Origin of the sequence: Corynebacterium lehmanniae, from assembly GCF_043161975.1 — a bacterium.
GTDB classification, from domain to species: Bacteria; Actinomycetota; Actinomycetes; order Mycobacteriales; family Mycobacteriaceae; genus Corynebacterium; species Corynebacterium lehmanniae.
Genome location: NZ_CP170998.1, coordinates 2,473,431 through 2,491,564, shown reverse-complemented (window position 1 = coordinate 2,491,564; position 18,134 = coordinate 2,473,431). Strand labels below are relative to the sequence as shown.

16 protein-coding genes are annotated in these 18,134 nt (G+C 65.7%); 3 read left to right on the top strand and 13 right to left on the bottom strand.

Annotated elements, in window-relative coordinates:
• Nucleotides 1–276: 276 nt before the first annotated feature.
• Together ACF3NP_RS11850 and ACF3NP_RS11845 are read right to left on the bottom strand one after the other, a co-directional pair.
• Nucleotides 277–639 (bottom strand): hypothetical protein, encoded by a 363-nt coding sequence (locus tag ACF3NP_RS11850; protein WP_181889146.1) that lies wholly within the window; start codon nucleotides 637–639, stop codon nucleotides 277–279.
• A gap of 25 nt (nucleotides 640–664) precedes the next feature.
• Nucleotides 665–1,954 carry an adenylosuccinate synthase gene (locus ACF3NP_RS11845; protein WP_181889147.1) on the bottom strand — a complete coding sequence of 430 codons (1,290 nt, stop codon included), beginning with the start codon at nucleotides 1,952–1,954 and terminating at the stop codon, nucleotides 665–667.
• Nucleotides 1,955–2,006: 52 nt separating this feature from the next.
• Here ACF3NP_RS11845 and ACF3NP_RS11840 point away from each other — a divergent pair, with 52 nt between their 5' ends.
• Nucleotides 2,007–2,801, top strand: coding sequence for a hypothetical protein (locus ACF3NP_RS11840; protein WP_181889148.1), 795 nt, complete (start codon nucleotides 2,007–2,009; stop codon nucleotides 2,799–2,801).
• A gap of 327 nt (nucleotides 2,802–3,128) precedes the next feature.
• Nucleotides 3,129–4,022 (top strand): PRC and DUF2382 domain-containing protein, encoded by an 894-nt coding sequence (locus ACF3NP_RS11835; protein ID WP_181889149.1) that lies wholly within the window; start codon nucleotides 3,129–3,131, stop codon nucleotides 4,020–4,022.
• Between the two features lie 108 nt (nucleotides 4,023–4,130).
• On the opposite strand, the gene ACF3NP_RS11830 is transcribed toward ACF3NP_RS11835, so the two are convergent.
• The 8 genes from ACF3NP_RS11830 to ACF3NP_RS11795 all read right to left on the bottom strand — a co-directional run bounded on the left by ACF3NP_RS11830 (nucleotide 4,131) and on the right by ACF3NP_RS11795 (nucleotide 11,520).
• On the bottom strand, nucleotides 4,131–5,303 hold the full coding sequence (locus ACF3NP_RS11830) for an FUSC family protein (RefSeq protein WP_181889150.1): 1,173 nt from the start codon (nucleotides 5,301–5,303) through the stop codon (nucleotides 4,131–4,133).
• A 298-nt stretch (nucleotides 5,304–5,601) separates the two neighbouring features.
• Nucleotides 5,602–6,636, bottom strand: a complete 1,035-nt coding sequence (gene fbaA / locus ACF3NP_RS11825; RefSeq protein WP_181889151.1) for a class II fructose-bisphosphate aldolase — start codon at nucleotides 6,634–6,636, stop codon at nucleotides 5,602–5,604.
• A gap of 48 nt (nucleotides 6,637–6,684) precedes the next feature.
• Entirely contained in the window at nucleotides 6,685–7,881 is a 1,197-nt protein-coding gene (locus ACF3NP_RS11820; protein WP_181889152.1) for a glycoside hydrolase family 76 protein, read from the bottom strand.
• Nucleotides 7,882–8,108: 227 nt separating this feature from the next.
• Nucleotides 8,109–8,819 carry a TrmH family RNA methyltransferase gene (locus ACF3NP_RS11815; protein WP_181889153.1) on the bottom strand — a complete coding sequence of 237 codons (711 nt, stop codon included), beginning with the start codon at nucleotides 8,817–8,819 and terminating at the stop codon, nucleotides 8,109–8,111.
• A complete protein-coding gene (gene pyrE, locus ACF3NP_RS11810) occupies nucleotides 8,764–9,291 on the bottom strand; it encodes an orotate phosphoribosyltransferase (protein ID WP_181889154.1) in 528 nt (175 codons plus the stop codon). Before pyrE ends, ACF3NP_RS11815 begins: the two co-directional genes overlap by 56 nt.
• Before the next feature lie 4 nt (nucleotides 9,292–9,295).
• Nucleotides 9,296–10,204 (bottom strand): type III secretion system chaperone family protein, encoded by a 909-nt coding sequence (locus ACF3NP_RS11805; protein ID WP_181889155.1) that lies wholly within the window; start codon nucleotides 10,202–10,204, stop codon nucleotides 9,296–9,298.
• Nucleotides 10,205–10,233: 29 nt separating this feature from the next.
• Nucleotides 10,234–11,076 (bottom strand): sulfurtransferase, encoded by an 843-nt coding sequence (locus tag ACF3NP_RS11800; RefSeq protein WP_181889156.1) that lies wholly within the window; start codon nucleotides 11,074–11,076, stop codon nucleotides 10,234–10,236.
• Nucleotides 11,077–11,097: 21 nt separating this feature from the next.
• Nucleotides 11,098–11,520: a DUF4265 domain-containing protein gene (locus ACF3NP_RS11795; protein ID WP_181889157.1), complete on the bottom strand. Its 423-nt coding sequence runs from the start codon at nucleotides 11,518–11,520 to the stop codon at nucleotides 11,098–11,100.
• 70 nt (nucleotides 11,521–11,590) lie between these two features.
• On the opposite strand from ACF3NP_RS11795, the gene panB reads away from it, so the two are divergent.
• Nucleotides 11,591–12,409, top strand: coding sequence for a 3-methyl-2-oxobutanoate hydroxymethyltransferase (gene panB, locus ACF3NP_RS11790; protein ID WP_269951842.1), 819 nt, complete (start codon nucleotides 11,591–11,593; stop codon nucleotides 12,407–12,409).
• 23 nt (nucleotides 12,410–12,432) lie between these two features.
• Here the strand turns inward: panB and panC are convergent, their stop codons facing one another.
• The 3 genes from panC to ACF3NP_RS11775 all read right to left on the bottom strand — a co-directional run bounded on the left by panC (nucleotide 12,433) and on the right by ACF3NP_RS11775 (nucleotide 18,114).
• Nucleotides 12,433–13,227, bottom strand: a complete 795-nt coding sequence (panC, locus tag ACF3NP_RS11785; protein WP_181889158.1) for a pantoate--beta-alanine ligase — start codon at nucleotides 13,225–13,227, stop codon at nucleotides 12,433–12,435.
• Nucleotides 13,228–13,238: 11 nt separating this feature from the next.
• Complete coding sequence (gene clpB, locus ACF3NP_RS11780; RefSeq protein WP_181889159.1) at nucleotides 13,239–15,785, bottom strand: ATP-dependent chaperone ClpB; 2,547 nt, start codon at nucleotides 15,783–15,785, stop codon at nucleotides 13,239–13,241.
• Between the two features lie 1,000 nt (nucleotides 15,786–16,785).
• Nucleotides 16,786–18,114: a sodium/glutamate symporter family protein gene (locus ACF3NP_RS11775; protein WP_181889648.1), complete on the bottom strand. Its 1,329-nt coding sequence runs from the start codon at nucleotides 18,112–18,114 to the stop codon at nucleotides 16,786–16,788.
• Between the last annotated feature and the right edge of the window lie 20 nt (nucleotides 18,115–18,134).

Below are 18,134 nucleotides of genomic sequence, written 5' to 3'. Positions count from 1 at the left end.
CATATATCCCGTCCGACCAAGCCGGGCAAACCCTCCACATACAGAACCGCAGCTAGAAAGTTCGGGACACAAAACTTCCTGGAAGGCAACTGTGCGCGCGCAGATCCTGGAGGCACTTGCAGGTGATGCGGAACGAGACGGTTCTTAATTTCGAGTAAGAATGTGACGCAGCGCTGCGTTTTTCACCCTTATGGGGGTGGCCGGAGGGGCGTCGATAGGCAAAGGCCCCCACCCTCCCTCGCGGGAGCGCGGGGGCCAACCTGGGCTTAGCCGAGGCTACTTCTTCTCAGAAGAACCCTGCTTCGCCGCCTTCTCCTCCTTCTTGGAGGAACCGGCGTAGGTCTTGCCGGAGGAACCCTCGAGGCGCAGCTCGTTCACGGAGCTCTGGGAGCCCTCCGGAGCACACGCGTCGTAGATGATCGTGCCAGCGAGGATGCCAGCCGCGATCAGAGCCAGTGCGCCAGCGACGGTACCGAGATCGGTGCCGTACTGAGCCAGCTGCTGGTTAATCACATCCACCTGGACTGCAACCTCCGGGTTGAACAGGCCGATCTGCTGCTGCAGCTGGGCGTTGACGTCGCCGACCATGTTGGAGAGACCCGGGAGCTCAACCCCAAGGAGTTGCTGAGACTTTTGCAACTACCGCCAACGGCGCTGAACCCCACTACCGCTGCATCACATCGTGGCGCACGATGGTCTGGTCGCGGCCCGGGCCGACGCCGATGTAGGAGATCGGCGCGCCGGAGAGCTCTTCCAAGCGCAGCACGTAGTCCTGCGCCTTCTGCGGCAGGTCTTCAAACTCCCGACACTCGGTGATGTCCTCGTCCCAGGCCGGCATGGTCTCGTAGATCGGCTCGGCGTGGTGGAAGTCGGTCTGCGTCAGCGGCATTTCGTCGAAACGCTTGCCGTCCACGTCGTAGGCCACACAGATGGGGATCTCCCCGATGCCGGTGAGCACGTCCAGCTTGGTCAAGAACAAGTCGGTGAAGCCGTTGACGCGAGAGGCGTAGCGGGCGATCACGCTGTCGTACCAGCCGGTGCGGCGCACGCGACCGGTGTTCACACCCACCTCGCCGCCGGTGACCTGGAGGAACTCGCCCCACTTATCAAACAGCTCCGTGGGGAAGGGGCCTGCGCCGACGCGGGTGGTGTACGCCTTAATAATGCCAAGCACACCGGTGATGCGGGTCGGGCCGATGCCGGAACCCACACAGGCGCCGCCGGCGGTGGGGTTGGAGGAGGTCACAAACGGGTAAGTGCCGTGGTCCACATCCAGCATCGTGGCTTGGCCGCCTTCCATGAGGACGTGCTCGCCGCGTGAGAGGGCGTCGTTAAGCACACGCTCCGCATCCACCACCATGGGCGCGAGACGCTCGGCGTAGCGGCCGAAGTAGTCCATGGTCTCGTCCACGGAGATCGCGCGGCGGTTGTACATCTTCACCAGCATCTGGTTCTTCACGTCCAGGGCGGACTCGATCTTCTGGCGCAGGATGGACTCGTCAAAGACGTCCTGCACGCGCAGGCCCACGCGCGCGACCTTGTCGGCGTAGGTGGGGCCGATTCCGCGGCCGGTAGTGCCGATGGCGCGCTTGCCCAGGAAGCGCTCCTGCACGCGGTCCAGCTGCTGGTGGTACGGGGCCACCAGGTGGGCGTTGGCGGAGACCTTCAGGCGGGACGCGTTGGCGCCGCGGGCCTCCAGGCCGTCGATCTCCTCGAACAGCGCCTCCAGGTTCACCACCACACCGTTGCCCAGGATCGGGGTGGCGTTCTCGCTGAGCACGCCGGCGGGCAACAGCTTCAGCTCGTACTTCTCCCCGCCCACCACAACGGTGTGGCCCGCGTTGTTGCCGCCGTTGGGTTTAACCACGTAATCAACCTTGCCGCCGAGGATGTCGGTCGCTTTGCCTTTGCCTTCGTCGCCCCATTGGGCGCCCACAATGATGATGGCGGACATCGCACACTCCTTATATATGGCGCAATAACGGCCATATTGTAGCGTGAGCGCCATGCGGCTCATCCACTGCGCGTGCGGCGACGCGCCCGTCATCCCCGGCGCCCAGCGCTTCGACCTTCCGCAGCACCCCAGCCAGCGTGACCTGAAGTTTTTGGTGGACATCGCGCGCGAGGTGATGCCGGAGGACCCCACGCCGTCCCTGGACGAGATCCAGGCCAGCCCCAACGTCTCCCACCTGGGCGAACCGTCGTTTGCGCCGCAGCAGCCCTCCGAGCCCGTGCGCGTGGTGGTCTCCGGCGACGACCGCGCCTTGGGGCTCGTCCTCACCCGCCTGATGCGCGCGGATGTGATGTGGGTGGAGGTCGGGTACGTGCCCGTCGATAGGCAATCGCCCGCGGCTGTGATGTGGGGCGCCGGCGATGCGGCGCTCGCGGTCGAGGGGGCGGTGCGGCCGATGCCCTGCATACGCACGGATTTCGGCGAGGTGGTCGCGGGTTCCGCCGAGCTATTTACTGGCGACGGCTCCGCGCCGTACGTGGGCGAAGTTGTGGTGGACTCCGACGTACTCGTCGGCGGCGGCGAGTACGGGGCGCGGCTCGTACCCACCGTAGACGCGCCCGGGCTGGTCGCGGTGCCGTTTGTCAGCCCGCTTGTGCCCACGCGCCGCTTCCTACGGCGACAGCCCGTGCGCCGCACCGACGCCTCCCGGGTCCTCGCAGGCCGCGCGCTGCAATCAGGGGGCGAGGAAATCGCCGTGCTTATCGACGGCATCCGTCGCCCCCGCCCCGTCACCCGCGTCACGTTCTACCGCCATCTGCGCGACATCCAGAGCGTCCGCGAGGGCTAAATTCTAGAATGTGAGTTATCTCACAGTGGGAATTTTGTGGCGTTTGGTTAGCGTTTCGTTACCTCGCCGGTACTGAGCCTTGTTGTAGGTTTTGGCGGTTTACGTGGCGTCGATAGGCAAAGGCCCACGTCAAAGGGGTGTGACTAGGGCTACCTGAAGTGGGCGGGTTTGTCGCTCGAATTTTTGTTCTAACCGCGATTTTGAACGGACGTCCAAACGCGCCGTGGAACTCTTCCCTACATTCGTTTTTGTTCCCGCAAGGACCGCTCCAGACGGAAACCGCGGTAGCAAAATAAATTTACTAGCCAAAACCTTTAAGGAGAAATCATGGCTGACTTCAACCGCATCGAGGACCTCGCAAACGCAACCGCATACGACGTCGACGGCGACAAGGTTGGCGGCGTCAAGGACGTTTACGTCAACGACACCACCGGCCAGCCGGACTTCGTTTCCGTCAACCACGGTCTCTTCGGTGGCGGCGACTCCATCGTCCCGCTGCGCGGCCACAGCCTGCGCGACGGCGAGCTGCACCTCGCATTCCCGAAGGAGCGCATCGAGGACGCACCGGACCTGGACGAGAACGGCCACCTCACCACCGAGGACCAGGACGCGTTCTACCGCCACTACGGCCTGGAGAACACCCAGGACGTGACCACCTACGAGACTGGTAACCGCTTCGCAGAGACCGGCGCTGCTGGTGCGGGCGCAGCAGGTGCTGCAGGTGCTGGCTACGCTGCCGGCGAGCGCCGCGACGTCGAGACCGACGTCGACGCTGAGCGCCGCGAGTTCGCCGACACCGACCGTCACGACGTCGCAGACAACGGCGAGATCATCCGCTCCGAGGAGCAGCTGAACGTCTCCAAGGACCGCGTCGAGACCGGCCAGGTCCGCCTGCGCAAGTACGTGGTCAACGAGACCGAGACCGTTGAGGTCCCGGTTGAGCGCGAAGAGGTCCGCGTTGTCCGCGAGCCGATCACCGACGCTGACCGTGCCAACTACGACGGCAACATCGGCGAGCAGGAAGCTTCCGTCACCCTCTCCGAGGACCGCGTGAACGTTTCCAAGGAGTCCGTCCCGGTGGAGAAGGTCTCCCTGGAGAAGGACACCGTCCGCGACACCGAGCGCGTCTCCGAGGAGGTCCGCAAGGAGCGCTTCGAGACCGACGGCGTCGTCGAGGGCGACGTCGAGGGCGACGTCGAGGGCGACATCAACAAGCGCTAAACACTATGCGCTAAGCGCCTGAGCGCTAGACGCCTCAAACCCCGGCTGGGTTTTCCAGCCGGGGTTTTCGCTGTGCGGGTTGGTTTGGGCTGCCAAACCCGACGCCCGCTAGTCGAAGTCGAACGATTCCGGCTCGACCTTGGGCGTCTTCGAGGTGGGCGCGAGAGCGGCGAGGGCGGACTCGTGGGACATGCCGCACACCATCAACAGGTCCACGATCAGTGAGCGTGTCTGCGCCAGGATGGCGTACGCGGACAGCACGCCGTTCTCCGGGATGACGTCCATGCCAGCTTCCTGAGCGGCCTGGCGCAGCTCGTTGACGCATTGCGGGATCACGGTGGCCTGGGCGACTCGGGAATTGACGTCGTAGACCTCGGAAAGTTCGAGGCACACCTGGGAAAGGGTGTCCAGGAGTTGGATTTGGGCGGGGGTGGCGGAATCGTTGTCGTTGGCAAGCACGCCCGCCCTGCGCGCCAACACACGAGTCGTGCGCACCGCATTATCGACGGGCGGGATCACGCGCGCGAGCGAATTAATGTAGCGGCGCGTGCCCCACAAAAACGGCGAGACCCGCGACGTTTCCTGGCCGGCCTTAATGGCGGCGGCGAGGTCGTCGATGCCGGTCTGGGTGCCGCGGATCAGGTCGAGAGCCTCGTCGATGCTCGCGGGGTCGTTGTCGCGCAGTCCGTCCGAGACGTCGTCGAGCACCGACGACATGATGCCCAGCACCTTGGACACCTCCGCGCGGGCCGACTGCATCGGCGCCTGCGGGATCAGCGCGATAGTAGCCAAGGCGACCAGGCAGCCGATGATCGCGTCCACGGTGCGGTCGATACCCGTAACCTCCGCGCCCGGCGGCATGATCGTGGCGATTAGGATCGCGCCGATCGCGGCCTGGTTGTTCACCAGGATCGAACTGGAGAAAAACGACGCAATAAGCAGCGAACCAGCGACGATCACGGCGATCTGCCAGCCGCCGTCGCCGAGCCGGTAAAAGATGAGGTCGCCAACCAGCACACCAAGGATGCAGCCGAGCGCCATATCCACAGATTTGGACACTCGGTCCCCGCCCGTCATGCCGATGATGATGACCACGCTGATCGGTGCGAAGAACGGGCGCGGGTGTCCGGCGACGTCGCGTGCCAGGAAGTACGCCAGTCCGGCCGCGAGGCCGATCTGCAGGATCGGGAGCAGACGCTTGCGCACGCGTTTCAGGCGCGCCTGCACCGATTTGTCCACCAGCTGAAGACGCTCCCGCGTACCCATCCTCTGCTTCGCCATGGTTAGACAGTCTAGGCGGGAGGGGAACCGGTCGGGCATGAGAACGGTTGAGGCCTAAACGAAACGTGCAAAAGTCGACATCCTGGACAGGTGCGCAGATTTACTGTTGCAGGTCAGGAGGCTATAAGACCTCGCGCATGTAATGTTTTACAAACACTGACCCGAGGCCTGGGGCGGGTGTGGCGCAGGAAGCTGTTGGGGCTGGTGTGGTTCGCGCCCGGGAAAGTTCGCACCAGACCGAAACAGGGCAAAAGGAAAACCTCCGGGGATGGCCGGAGGTTCGTCGAGAAGCAAATGCTTACTTGGACACGGACTTGCCCACGGAGTGGAGGTCCTGGCACGCCTCGATGACGCGCTCGGACATGGCCTGCTCGGCCTTCTTCAGGTAGGAACGCGGGTCGTAGGTCTTCTTGTTGCCCACCTCGCCGTCGATCTTGAGCACGCCGTCGTAGTTGGAGAACATGTGCGCCGCGACCGGGCGGGTGAACGCGTACTGGGTGTCGGTGTCCACGTTCATCTTGATCACGCCGTAGCGCAGGGCCTCCTCGATCTTCTCCTTCTCGGAGCCGGAGCCGCCGTGGAAGACGAAGTCGAACGGCTGCGCACCCTCGTCCAGGCCGAGCTTGCGGGCGGCGACCTTCTGGCCCATGTCCAAGACCTCCGGACGCAGCTTCACGTTGCCCGGCTTGTACACGCCGTGGACGTTGCCGAAGGTGGCGGCCAGCAGGTAGCGGCCGTTCTCGCCGGTGCCGAGGGCATCGACGGTCTTCTCAAAATCGGCTTCGTTGGTGTACAGGTTCGAGCCGGCGCGAGCCTCGACGCCGTCCTCCTCGCCGCCGACGACACCGATTTCCACCTCGAGGATGATGTTCGCCGCGTGCGCCTTAGCCAGGAGCTCCTGCGCGATCTCGAGGTTCTCGTCGATCGGCACTGCGGAGCCGTCCCACATGTGGGACTGGAACAGCGGCAGCTCGCCGCGGTCCACGCGCTCCTGGGAGATGGCGATGAGCGGACGGACGTAGTCGTCCAGCACTTCCTTCTGGCAGTGGTCGGTGTGCAGGGCGATGTTGACGTCGTAGTGCTGCGCCACCTCGTGCGCGAACGACGCCAGCGCCTTCGCGCCCGCAACCTTGTTCTTCACGCCCAGGCCAGAGCCGAATTCGGCGCCGCCGGTGGAGAACTGGATGATGCCGTCAGACTCCGCCTCGGCGAAACCCTTGATAGCCGCGTTGATGGTCTCCGACGAGGTGCAGTTGATCGCCGGGAACGCGAAGCCGCCCTTCTTGGCGGTGTCCAGCATCTGGTTGTAGACCTCGGGGGTTGCGATAGGCATGGAAATCCTCCTGCTAGGGGTTGCAGTTACGCACCCAGTATGCCCGTTTTACGCCTGCGCTGCAGCCACCCTCGCCGCCGCCTCCAGCAGCATCCAGCCGGAAAGTTGGACGGACAGGTCGCGCTCGTCGATACGCACGAGCCCCACCGCCTCGCTTATAGACGACGGCCCGAGCCCGTAGTTGTGCGGCAACTTCGCATCCTGGGTCCACTCCGCGGCGAACACCGGCAAACCGTCGACCTCCAGGCGGTGCGACCACAGCGACTCCGCCGACTGCATGACCAGCCGCGCCGCGATCTTGCGGGTGGCGACGTTCTCCTTCGAATCCTCCGGCAGCCGCATGGCAACCTCGGCCAGGTAGCGCGCGAGAATTCCCTTGAACAGGCCGCCGTCGCCCTCCCCAGACTCCTCCGGCGGGCTCAGCAGCACGCCCTGCGGGGTGGCCAGGTGCAGCGCAATCGCCTGCACAATCGCGCGGATGTGGGTGATGTAGAACATCGACGCGTCCGCGCGCTCCGAGTAAACGAAGGAATCGATCTGCTCGTCGTGCGCCAGGCCGACGTCCTCACGCAGCGCGAGCGCGATCTCGAGGCTGGCTCCGAGCGCGGTGCCCTGGTTGTAGGTGTACACCTTATCGACGACCTCCGGTCCGCTCATGCGCATCCGGATGCCGTCGTCAAGCAGGCCGTCCTCACGCACCAGGTTGTCGAAGATCCAGTCCACAATCTCGCGCGCCTTGTCTAGGCGGCCGGTGCGGGCGAACAGCAGCGCCGCGGTGGCGTTCGACGGCACGTTGTAGAACGTCTCGCCGCTTCGCCACGGCAGCACGCCCGTCACCGGGTCGATGCCCGCGAGCAGGTCAAACTCCAGGTCGTCCAGGTGGCGGTTGCGCTTGATCCCGCCGATGCGGGTCGCGCGGTTCCACGCCAGCGCCAGCCACGCCTTGTCGTCGTAGTGGACGTTGGTCAGCAGCTTGCCGCGGTTGCGGCGCTGCACCCCGCGCAGCGTGTCCGCGATCCGGCGGCGGCGCGATTTGGTCTCACGGCGGGTGGCGGCGTCGACCTGGCAGTCCAGGTACTGGGCCTGCCACCAGTAGTGCCAGTGCCAAAACAGGCGGTCCTTGGGGCCCGGCGGCCACGCCACCACCGCCAGGTTCGTCTTGGGCAGGCCCCAAAGCTTTTGCGCGTGGCGTTCATTTACGGCAGATTCAGCCAGGTCGGCGCGGTGCGCCCACGTTTCCGGCACAGGGGGACTCCTCAAGTTCAAACGGTTCGTACCTATATTGCCAGAGTGGCCGGATTCGTTTCACCGGTTCCGGCGGGTTGTGGGGGTGGCGGCGGGTTTTGGGCCTAGCCTCCTAAACGAAACGTGCAAAAGTTGACAATTGATACGGTCGTTCAACTTTAAACGTGCAGGTCAGAAGATTATAAGTTCTGACGCATGTAAAGTTTTGCGAAACCTGGGCGGGATGGTTACCACGCCTGGGAGAGGTCCGCGTGCAGGCGGATCCAGGCGTGCATCGCGATGCCGGCCGCGACGCCAGCGTTGATGGAGCGGGTGGATCCGAACTGGGCGATCGAGCAGGTCATCACCGACGCCTCCTGGGCTGCTTCGGTCACGCCGGGGCCTTCCTGACCGAACAGCAGGACGCACTCGCGGGGCAGCTCGGCGGTCTCCAGCGGCACGGAGCCGGGGGTGTTGTCGATGGCGACCACCGGGATGCCCTCCGCGGCGGCCCATTCCATGAGGTCGGCAACCGTTTCGTGGTGGCGGATGTGCTGGTAGCGGTCCGTGACCATCGCGCCGCGCCGGTTCCACCGCTTCCGTCCGACAATGTGCACCTCGCGGGCCAGAAAGGCGTTGGCGGTGCGCACGACGGTGCCGATGTTCATGTCGTTTTCGAAGTTCTCGATGGCCACGTGGAACGGGTGCCGGCGCTGGTCCAGGTCGGCCACGACCGCATCCAGCGACCAGTAGCGGTACGCGTCGACGACGTTGCGGCGGTCACCGTCGCGGAGAAACTCCGGGTCCAGGCGGGGGTCGTCGGGCCACTCACCTTCCCAGGGGCCGACGCCGTGGCGGCCTTCGTTCCATTCGGTGGGGCCGCGGAGCTCGTCTTCAGGCGAATTAGGCAAGGCCGAGGTCTTCGAGTCCGAGGAGGAAGCGGTACTCCAGGCCGGCATCGCGGAGCACCTTATCGGCGCCGGTCGCGCGGTCGACGACGGTGGCCACGGCGACCACCTCGGCGCCCTCCTCACGGCAGGCTTCGACGGCGGTGAGCGGCGAGTTGCCCGTGGTGGTGGTGTCCTCGACCACCAGCACGCGCTTGCCCTTGATGGACGGGCCCTCGATGCGGCGCTGCATGCCGTGCTTCTTGGCCTCCTTGCGCACCACAAAGGAATCGATCGGGCGGCCGGGGGCGTGCATGACGGCGGTGGCGACGGGGTCGGCGCCCAGGGTGAGGCCGCCGACGGCGTCGAAGTCCAGGTCGTCGGTGAGCTCGCGCAGCAGTTTGCCGATCAGCGGGCTGGCCTCGTGGTGCAGCGTCGCGCGGCGCAGATCCACGTAGTAGTCCGCCTCCTTACCCGAAGACAGGGTCACTTTGCCGTGCACCACTGCCAGCTCTTTGACCAGCTCAGCGAGTTTTTCCTTCATCGTTTTACTCCTTGTCGTCGAAAATTGAGCTCGGGCCCTGCATGCGGCGCACCCGGGTCAGGTCCACCACGCGGCGCTCGTCGCCGGCGATGGTTTCCACGTCGTCGCCGCCGATGGTGTGGTCGGCCACCTCGCCGCGCTCGCCGCCGGTGGTGCGGGTGGGCAGCTCCACGGGGTCTTCGGGGCGCTGCATCACCGGCTCGTCGTCTACCTCAGGTTCGGCCGCGGGGGCCTGGCCCGGGATGTCGCGGGTGGGGAATGGGAGGGTGAGCGGAGCATCGTCGAGAGGCGGGAGCGTCCGGGCCGCGTCCGCGAGCAACGCCAGGGGCGCAAGGGTGGCGTCCCAGTCCTGCGGGGTGGCGTCGCGGCCCAGCTGCGCAATCGCCCACGCGCCCTCGAACCAAACGGCCTGCACTGCGGCGGGCAGTTGTTCGAGCGCGGTGAGCACTCGCCTATCGACGAACCTCCGGCCCGCCCCCGCCTGCGTAGCAAAACACGTGAACCCGTGGTGCGTGTCCAGCTCCACCAGGTCATCGGAGCCTTCCGCCGCGAAATCCGTGCGGCGGAAATCCACCACCGCGCTGGTTTCCGCGCCGGTGCCCATGGCGATGACGGTGGCCTCTCCCAGGTCAGCCACGTGCGCGTCGTGCCCGTAGGCACTGCCTGTGGCAACGTTTCGGGCCGAGGCTCCCCCGGCGGCGGCGCCGCGCGACCACTCACCTGCCAGCATGTCGTCCCTGGACGCGAACGCGTAGCCGTGCTCGCGGGCCCAGGCGCGGCGGGCGCGCTTGCTGGGCTTGGCCGGTTTAGCGGGCTTTTCGGGTTGTGCGCTGCCCTCGCGGGCATCCGATGCGAACAGCGCCACGGCGGCAAGCAGCGCCGCGAGTGCGAGAACGAACAGCAGGATGACCATCGCGGCCTATGCTACCGCGCGGCCCGACACTAAATGTCCGTCGCCACCGGGTTGTCGCGGTTGCCGCTCCACTGGGACCATCCGCCCACGTAGTGCGTCAGCAGCGGCAGGCCGGCCTGCTCCATCGCGGCCAGCAGCAGGGCTGAGTGGTTGCCGGATCCGGAGTAGGTGATCACGCTGGCCGGGTCCGTGTTCTGGGTAACCCCCAGCTCGGAGAAGCGGTCGCGGATCTCATCGGTGCCCTTCACCTTGTGGGTCTCCGGGTCGAACAGGTCGTTCACCGGCAGGTTCCGGGCACCCGGGATGTGCCCGGCGCGCAAATCCAGGATCTCGCGGAGGCCCTGGAAACGGCGGGCACCTCTGGCGTCGATAAGCAATCCCTCAAATGCCCTGACGTCCTCCATGGTTGCGGACGGCAAGCTGCCCTCGGTGAGTTTGACGTCGCGCGGGACGACGATGCCGCCCGGGCCCGCGACTGTGGGGAAGCCTCCGCCGTCCCAGGTAGCGAAGCCGCCGTCGAGGATGTGCACGTCCGTGACCCCGGCCCAGCGCAGGATCCACCACGCGCGGGCGGCGAACAGTCCGTTGCCTCCGTCGTAAATGTACACCGGGCGGCCGTCCTCAATGCCCCAGCTCGCGGCGGCTTTACGCACCACGTCGATGCTGGGCAGCGGGTTGCGGCCCACCGCGCGGCCGGGCAAGCCGGCGAGCTGCACCGACGGGTCGCAGTACAGCGCCGTCGGGATGTGCTCAGATTGGAATTTGGACCACGCTTTGCCTGCTTTCGGCTCCCACAGCGCGGCGATGATGGTCTGCTTCTGGCCAGTCTGGATTCGCTCGTTGAGTTCAGCGGCGGAGACAAAGACGCTCATGGCCGCAAGTGTAACGGTGTTTTACGCCATGTACCCGGGAGCGAGCTGGATTGTGCCCTGCTCCTCTAGCCCGCTGAGCCACTCGGTGATCCCCTCGCGCGGGCAATCCGCGCCGATGCTGGCTGCGAGCATGCCGCCCGGCCCGAGCTCCACCCGGCACCCGAACGCCAGCAGGGTGCCGGCGATCTCGTCCGGGTCCAGCCCCTCTGGATCCTCCGGCAGCACGCGCACCGTCGACGCGCCGCCGCGCACCACAACGCGATCCACGTGGAACGCGCCGCCCACCGTCACGCACTCCACGATGTCGCCCATCGCTAGCGTCGTATCCACGAACGGCACGCTCGCCACCACAAAATGATTCGGCCCAATCTGGTGCGCCTGCAGCTGCTCGCTCTCAACGCCCGGGATTGCAACGCGGGTGAGGATCGTGGTGGTTGCCTGCATGCACGGCAGTCTAAACCCTTCCGCCGCCGATTTGGGATTTTTACGGTTGCTGCTGGCCTAGACTGCATGCGTGACTGGATACTTAGCCCCCACCAAGAAAATGCGCGTCGCGGACTTCGCGCGCAGAAAGTCTGACGGCGAGAAGTGGGCGATGCTCACCGCGTACGACTACGCCACCGCCCGCGTGTTCGCGCAGGCCGGCATCGAGTGTCTCCTGGTCGGCGACTCCGCGGCCAACGTGGTTTACGGCTACGACACCACCAGCCAGGTCTCCGTGGACGAGATGGCGTTCCTCGGCGCGGCCGTCGTGCGCGGCGCCGGGAATGCGCTGGTGATCATGGACCTGCCGTTCGGGAGCTACGAGGCGAGCGACGAGCAATGCGTCCGCACCGCCACCGACCTGGTGCGCCGCACCGGCGCCCACATGGTGAAGCTGGAGGGCGGCGTGCGGATCGCCCCGCGCATCCGGGCGCTGAAAAACGCAGGTCTTGCGGTATGCGCCCACGTGGGGTTCACCCCGCAGTCCGTGGACAACTTGAGCGGGTTCAAGGTCCAAGGCCGCGACGCTGGAGCGGAGCAATTGCGTGACGACGTCCACGCAGTCGTCCAAGCCGGCGCCGACATGGTGGTCTTCGAAATGGTGCCCGCGGATTTGGCGGCGGAACTTACCGCCTCGTGCCCGGTCCCGACCGTCGGCATCGGCGCGGGTGCAGGCACCGACGCCCAGGTGCTGGTCTGGCACGACATGGCGGACATGCCCGCCGGCGACCACCGCGCGAAATTCGTGCGCCGTTTCGGAACCGTCGGCGCGGACCTGGCCGCCGCGGCCGCGGACTACAAGCGCGCCGTGCACACCGGGGAGTTCCCGGCCGACGAGCACACGTTCTAGGAGGGCGCGGGTCGCTTGCAGCGCTAGAGCTCGATCGGGGCGTTGTCCAGCAGACGGGTCGCGCCGACCTTCGCCGCCACGAGCAGACGCGCCGGACCCGTGTACCCCTCCGGCAGATCTGACATGTCGGGGGCGGTGGCGACGAGGTAGTCGAGGTGGAGGCCTTTGGTGGCGTCGAGAAGCGAGCGCGCTTCGGCGAGGCTGCCGGTGGCCAGCGCCCGCGGGATGGCAAGGGCAATCTCGCGCTCCTCGGCGGAGAGGTAGCGGTTGCGCGAGGACAGCGCGAGGCCGTCGGTGTCGCGCACGATCGGGCAGCCGTGGATGCGCACGGGAAGGTGCAGGTCATCCACCATTTGCCGGATCAGCGCGAGCTGCTGGTAGTCTTTCTCGCCGAAGAACGCGTCCGCTGCGCCGGTCAGCGCGAACAGCTTCGCCACCACCGTGAGCACGCCCGCGAAATGCGTCGGCCTCGTCGCGCCCTCCAGCACCGCGCCGAGCGGGCCGGGCTGGATCGTGGTGCGCGGTCCGTGCGGGTACATCGTCTCCGGCGACGGCGCGAAGACGGCGTCGACGCCGAGGGCTTCAAGCTTTTCGACGTCCTCAGCCAACGTCCGCGGATATTTCTCCAAATCCTCTCCCGGCGCGAACTGCAGCGGGTTGACGAAGATGCTCACCACCACGGGGTTGCCCAACGCCTTGGCGGTGCGGACGAGAGCGAGGTGGCCGCTATGCAGCGCGCCCATGGTGGGGACGAGTGAGACGGGGCCGTCCGGAAGCGCGTTAGCCAGCGCTTCCGGGGTATGCACGAGTTGGGTCATGCACCCATTATCTACCTCGCGGTGACGTCCAGGCCCTCGCCACCGTCGGCGACGTCCACGTGGACCGTGTCGCCGTCGACGATCTCACCCGCCAGCAGCTTCTTGGCCAGGCGGTCGCCGATGGCCTGCTGGATTAGGCGGCGCAGCGGGCGGGCGCCGTAGGCCGGGTCGTAGCCGCGCTCGGCCAACCAGGACTTCGCGGAATCCGACACGTCGAGGGTCAGGCGACGGGCGGCGAGGCGCTCAGCCAGGCCGTCGAGCTGGATGTCCACGATGCCGACGAGCTGGTCCTGGCTCAGCGGGTCGAAGACCACCACGTCGTCGAGGCGGTTGATGAACTCCGGCTTGAAGTGGTGCTTCACCGCGTCCATGATCTGCTCGCGGTTGCCACCGGCGCCCAGGTTGGAGGTGAGGATGACCACGGTGTTGCGGAAATCCACCGTCCTACCCTGGCCGTCGGTGAGGCGACCTTCATCCAGAACCTGCAGAAGCACGTCGAAGACATCCGGGTGCGCCTTCTCGACCTCGTCGAAAAGCACCAGCGAGTACGGACGACGGCGCACGGCCTCGGTGAGCTGGCCGCCGGCGTCGAAGCCGACGTATCCCGGAGGAGCACCGACCAGGCGGGCGACGGAGTGCTTCTCGCCGTACTCGGACATGTCGATGCGGATCATGGCCGACTCGTCGTCGAAGAGGAACTCCGACAACGACTTCGCCAGCTCCGTCTTACCCACGCCGGTGGGTCCGAGGAAGAGGAAGGAACCGATCGGGCGGTTCGGATCCGCCACGCCCGCGCGGGAGCGGCGCACCGCATCGGAGACCGCGACCACGGCTTCCTTCTGGCCCACGACGCGCTCGCCGAGCACGGACTCCATGTTCAGCAGCTTCTCGGTCTCGCCCTGCATCATCTTGCCCGCCGGGATACCGGTCCAGGAGGATACGACGTCCGCGATGATGTCCGGGGTGACCTCCTCTTCCAGCATGGTCTTGTTGCTGGCCTCGGATTCCACCTTGGCTACCTCTGCCTCGAGCTCCGGGATGCGGCCGTAGCGCAGCTCGGAGACCTTGGCGTAGTCGCCCTCGCGCTCCGCGATCTCGGACTCGTTGCGCAGGCGCTCGAGCTCCTCCTTCGCGGACTGGACCTTGTTCACCTCCGCCTTCTCGTTCTCCCAGCGCGCCTTCATCTCGCCGAGGCGCTCACGCTGGTCCGCGAGCTCTTCGCGCAGGTGCTCCAGGCGCTGCGCGGAGGCGGCGTCGGACTCCTTCTGCAGGGCGATCTCCTCGATCTCCAGGCGGCGCACGATGCGCTCGAGCTCGTCGATCTCCTGCGGGGAGGAGTCGATCTGCATGCGCAGGCGCGAGCCGGCCTCGTCGACCAGGTCGATGGCCTTGTCCGGCAGGAAGCGGTTGGTGATGTAGCGGTTGGACAGCTCCGCCGCCGACACCAGCGCCGAATCCTGGATGCGCACGCCGTGGTGCACCTCGTAGCGCTCCTTCAGGCCGCGCAGGATGCCGATGGTGTCCTCCACCGTCGGCTCGCCCACGTAGACCTGCTGGAAGCGGCGCTCCAGGGCGGCGTCCTTCTCGATGTACTGGCGGTACTCGTCCAGCGTGGTCGCGCCGACCAGGCGCAGCTCACCGCGGGCGAGCAGCGGCTTGATCATGTTGCCGGCGTCCATCGCGGAGTCCCCGGAGGCACCGGCGCCAACGATGGTGTGCAGCTCGTCGATAAAGGTGATGATCTGCCCGTTGGACTCCTTGATCTCGTCCAGCACAGCCTTGAGACGTTCCTCGAACTCGCCCCGGTACTTCGCGCCCGCGACCATGGAGCCCAGATCCAGCGAGATCAGCGTCTTGCCCTTGAGCGATTCCGGCACGTCGCCAGCCACGATGCGGCGGGCCAGGCCCTCCACAATCGCAGTCTTACCGACGCCCGGCTCACCGATGAGCACCGGGTTGTTCTTCGTGCGACGGGAAAGCACCTGCACCACGCGGCGGATCTCCGAATCGCGCCCGATCACCGGGTCGATCTTGCCCTCGCGCGCACGCGCGGTCAGGTCCGTGGAGTACTTCTGCAGCGCCTGGAACTGATCTTCTGGATTGTCCGAGGTGACGGTCTTGCCGCCGCGCACCGAGGAGAAGGCTTCCTTGAGCGCCTCGAAGGTGGCGCCGCGCTTCGTCAGCAGCTCAGCGGCGTCGTCGCCTCCCTTTGCGATGCTGGCCAAAAGGACGTCGGCGGACACGAACTCGTCGCCAAGCTCGCCCGCGAGATCCTGCGCGTGTTGCAGTGCCGTCTGCAGGTCCCGGTTGATGCCCGGGTTGGCCATGTTCTGCCCCTGCGCGCTGGGGTAGGTGCTAATCAGCTCGCTGGCCTCGCGCGCGACGGTGTCTGGGTCCACGCCCGTGGCCTTGAGCACCGGGGCGGCGATGCCGTCCTCCTGCTTCAAAAGCGCTTCCAGCACGTGCGCCGGGCGCATCTCCGGGTTGCCGGCGGCAGAGGCGCGCATCTGCGCCTGCTGCAGGGCCTCCTGTGTCTTCTGCGTGTATTTATTCGCCATGATTCCATGGTCCTTTCTTGCCTAATGTTTGTTTCGCACTAGGTGTAACGCACAAGAAGTTGAGTCTGTTCCTGTCAACGGCAAAAAAGGTGCGCGGGGTTGGCTCAAAGTAGCATCGCACCAGATCACACGCGGGGGATACCCCCTTCAACAAAGAAACCCGCTAGGCGCGAAACCTAGCGGGGATTCTTATTGATACCGGATTTTAACCCGTCTTGTAGTTGCCAGTGTAAATATGAGTTCGTGCAAACGCAAACCACCTTGGCTATCACCAAAGCCTTGTCGGACGCCCGCTTCGATACATACCGGACCGTCGCTGGGGGCTCCGACGCGAAGGCACTTGAAATCTATTTATGGAATATTGGGGCGGCCGGTGCCGTCGCTGCGACCACCGGAATGGTCGAGGTGCAGCTGCGCAACAGTATCGACGCTCTACTTCAAGGGTGGAACGAGAACGAGCCCGTAAACGAGCCCGGTCGATCAGAACCGTATCCCCGCGGATGGCTTAAAGATCCTGCGCCGCGGCTCCGGCAGATTATCTCGCCCGCCAACCGGCCACCCATGTGGAAGAAGGCTGAACCCGCCCTTCTGGGCGAAGACGGCAACCCAACAAAGCCCAACCCAACGCATGACGATCTTGTGGCAGCCCTGCCGTTCGGATCCTGGTTGTTCCTTCTGCCACGCCCCGAAGTAACTTCCTCCCAGAACCCCAGGATGAGGATTTGGAACGAGGCTCTCAGTTCGGCATTTGCCCCTAAGCAGGGATCTTCGTTCCAACATGCGAGCCACGCCGTGATCTATAAGTGGGCGAGCACCGTGCGATTCGCCCGCAATCGAGCGAGCCACTTGGAACCGCTTTTGGAGCCAACCGAGCTCATGCGGTACCACAAAGTCTGTCTCCGCCTAATGAACTCGATGAATCCTGCGGCAGCGTCTTGGTTAGCCGGCCAGCAGTATATCCCTGCCGCTTTGCGCCGCCGGCCGTTCTAAGCACCAAGCTTTACGACGATCTCGCGACCGGTATCCACTTCATCGCGTAAGCAAGCACGACCACCCCGACCGCGATGGCGAAGGCGATCCAGCCGAAGACGGCGGTAAAGCCCGCGATGACCGCGATCGGCGCAATGATGGTGGTGCCGATTTCGAACGGGGCGAAACCGACGTAGGCCACGCCGTACTCGTTGAGCGTGCCGGACTTGAGCTTCGGGTCCACCATCTTCAAAAGCGCGATGCCGGTGGCCACTGCGGCGGTGGCCCAGCCCCAGCCGAACAGGCCGCGCTCGAGCCACTTGTCGCCGAAGAAGGTCGGGCCGGCCCAGAACATCCACACCACGCAGAACAGGGTGCCCAGCACGAAGATAAGCACGAGCGCCTGCCAGTAGCCGGCCAGCGCTGCGGGCACGATGGAGGCGATGCCGAAGGCGATCATGTAGTCCGTGGCCGCACCGGAAACAGAGTTGATGGTGGAGCTGTCCAGGTAGTTCGGGCGGCCGGCGAGCTTGAGCAGCAGGCGGCCGATAAGCCCGATGACGAACGCCATGGCGAACAGCGGGATGGACACGTTCGGCCACTGGCCCTTGATCACGCTGTTGACCATGTAGGCGATGAGCACGGTGAAGACGATGAAGCCGGCGTGCAGCGCCAGCGGCTCGATGGACGACGGGTTGGTGGTGGCCTTGCCGATGGAGGGGCGCTCGTCTTCGTTGTGGATGTAGCCGGTGCGCAGGTCGTCGGGAAGCGTGCCGGCGAGCTGGGAGGCCTTGCCCTTGCGGATACCCCAGTTGGCCATGATCACACCACCCACGATGGCCACCAGGGTGCCCACGGTGGCGGAGGTGAAGCCGATGGAGGACGCGCCCTCCACGCCGATCTCCTCGAGCGCGGAGCCCACGGCCGCCGCGGTGCCGAAGCCGCCGACGAAGCCGACCGGCAGCATCATGCCGAACCACGGTTCAGTGCCGAACACCGGCGCGAACAGGTACACGCCGAGCAGCACGAACAGGCCCCATTGGCCCATGAACATGGCGGTGGAGTAGCCCCACATGTTGCGGGCGCCGGAGGCGACGGAGCCGCCGAGCTCCATCGAGTAGGCCATGGACGCGAACACCACCGCGATCAGGAGCGTGGTGTAGGTGCCCACCTGGTCGGACCAGTGGATCACGCCCAGGATCTCGTCGCCCAGCAGCAGGCCGAGCAGTCCCGCGGTGATCGGAGCAGGCAGCAGCAGCGCCTGCAGCACCTTCAGCCGGTTGCGCAAAATGTTGCCGACGATGAGTAGGACCGAAATCCAGCCGATGTCCGTGAGCAGCGTATACGGGGTGAATTCCACCACAGCACCTCTTTTCTATC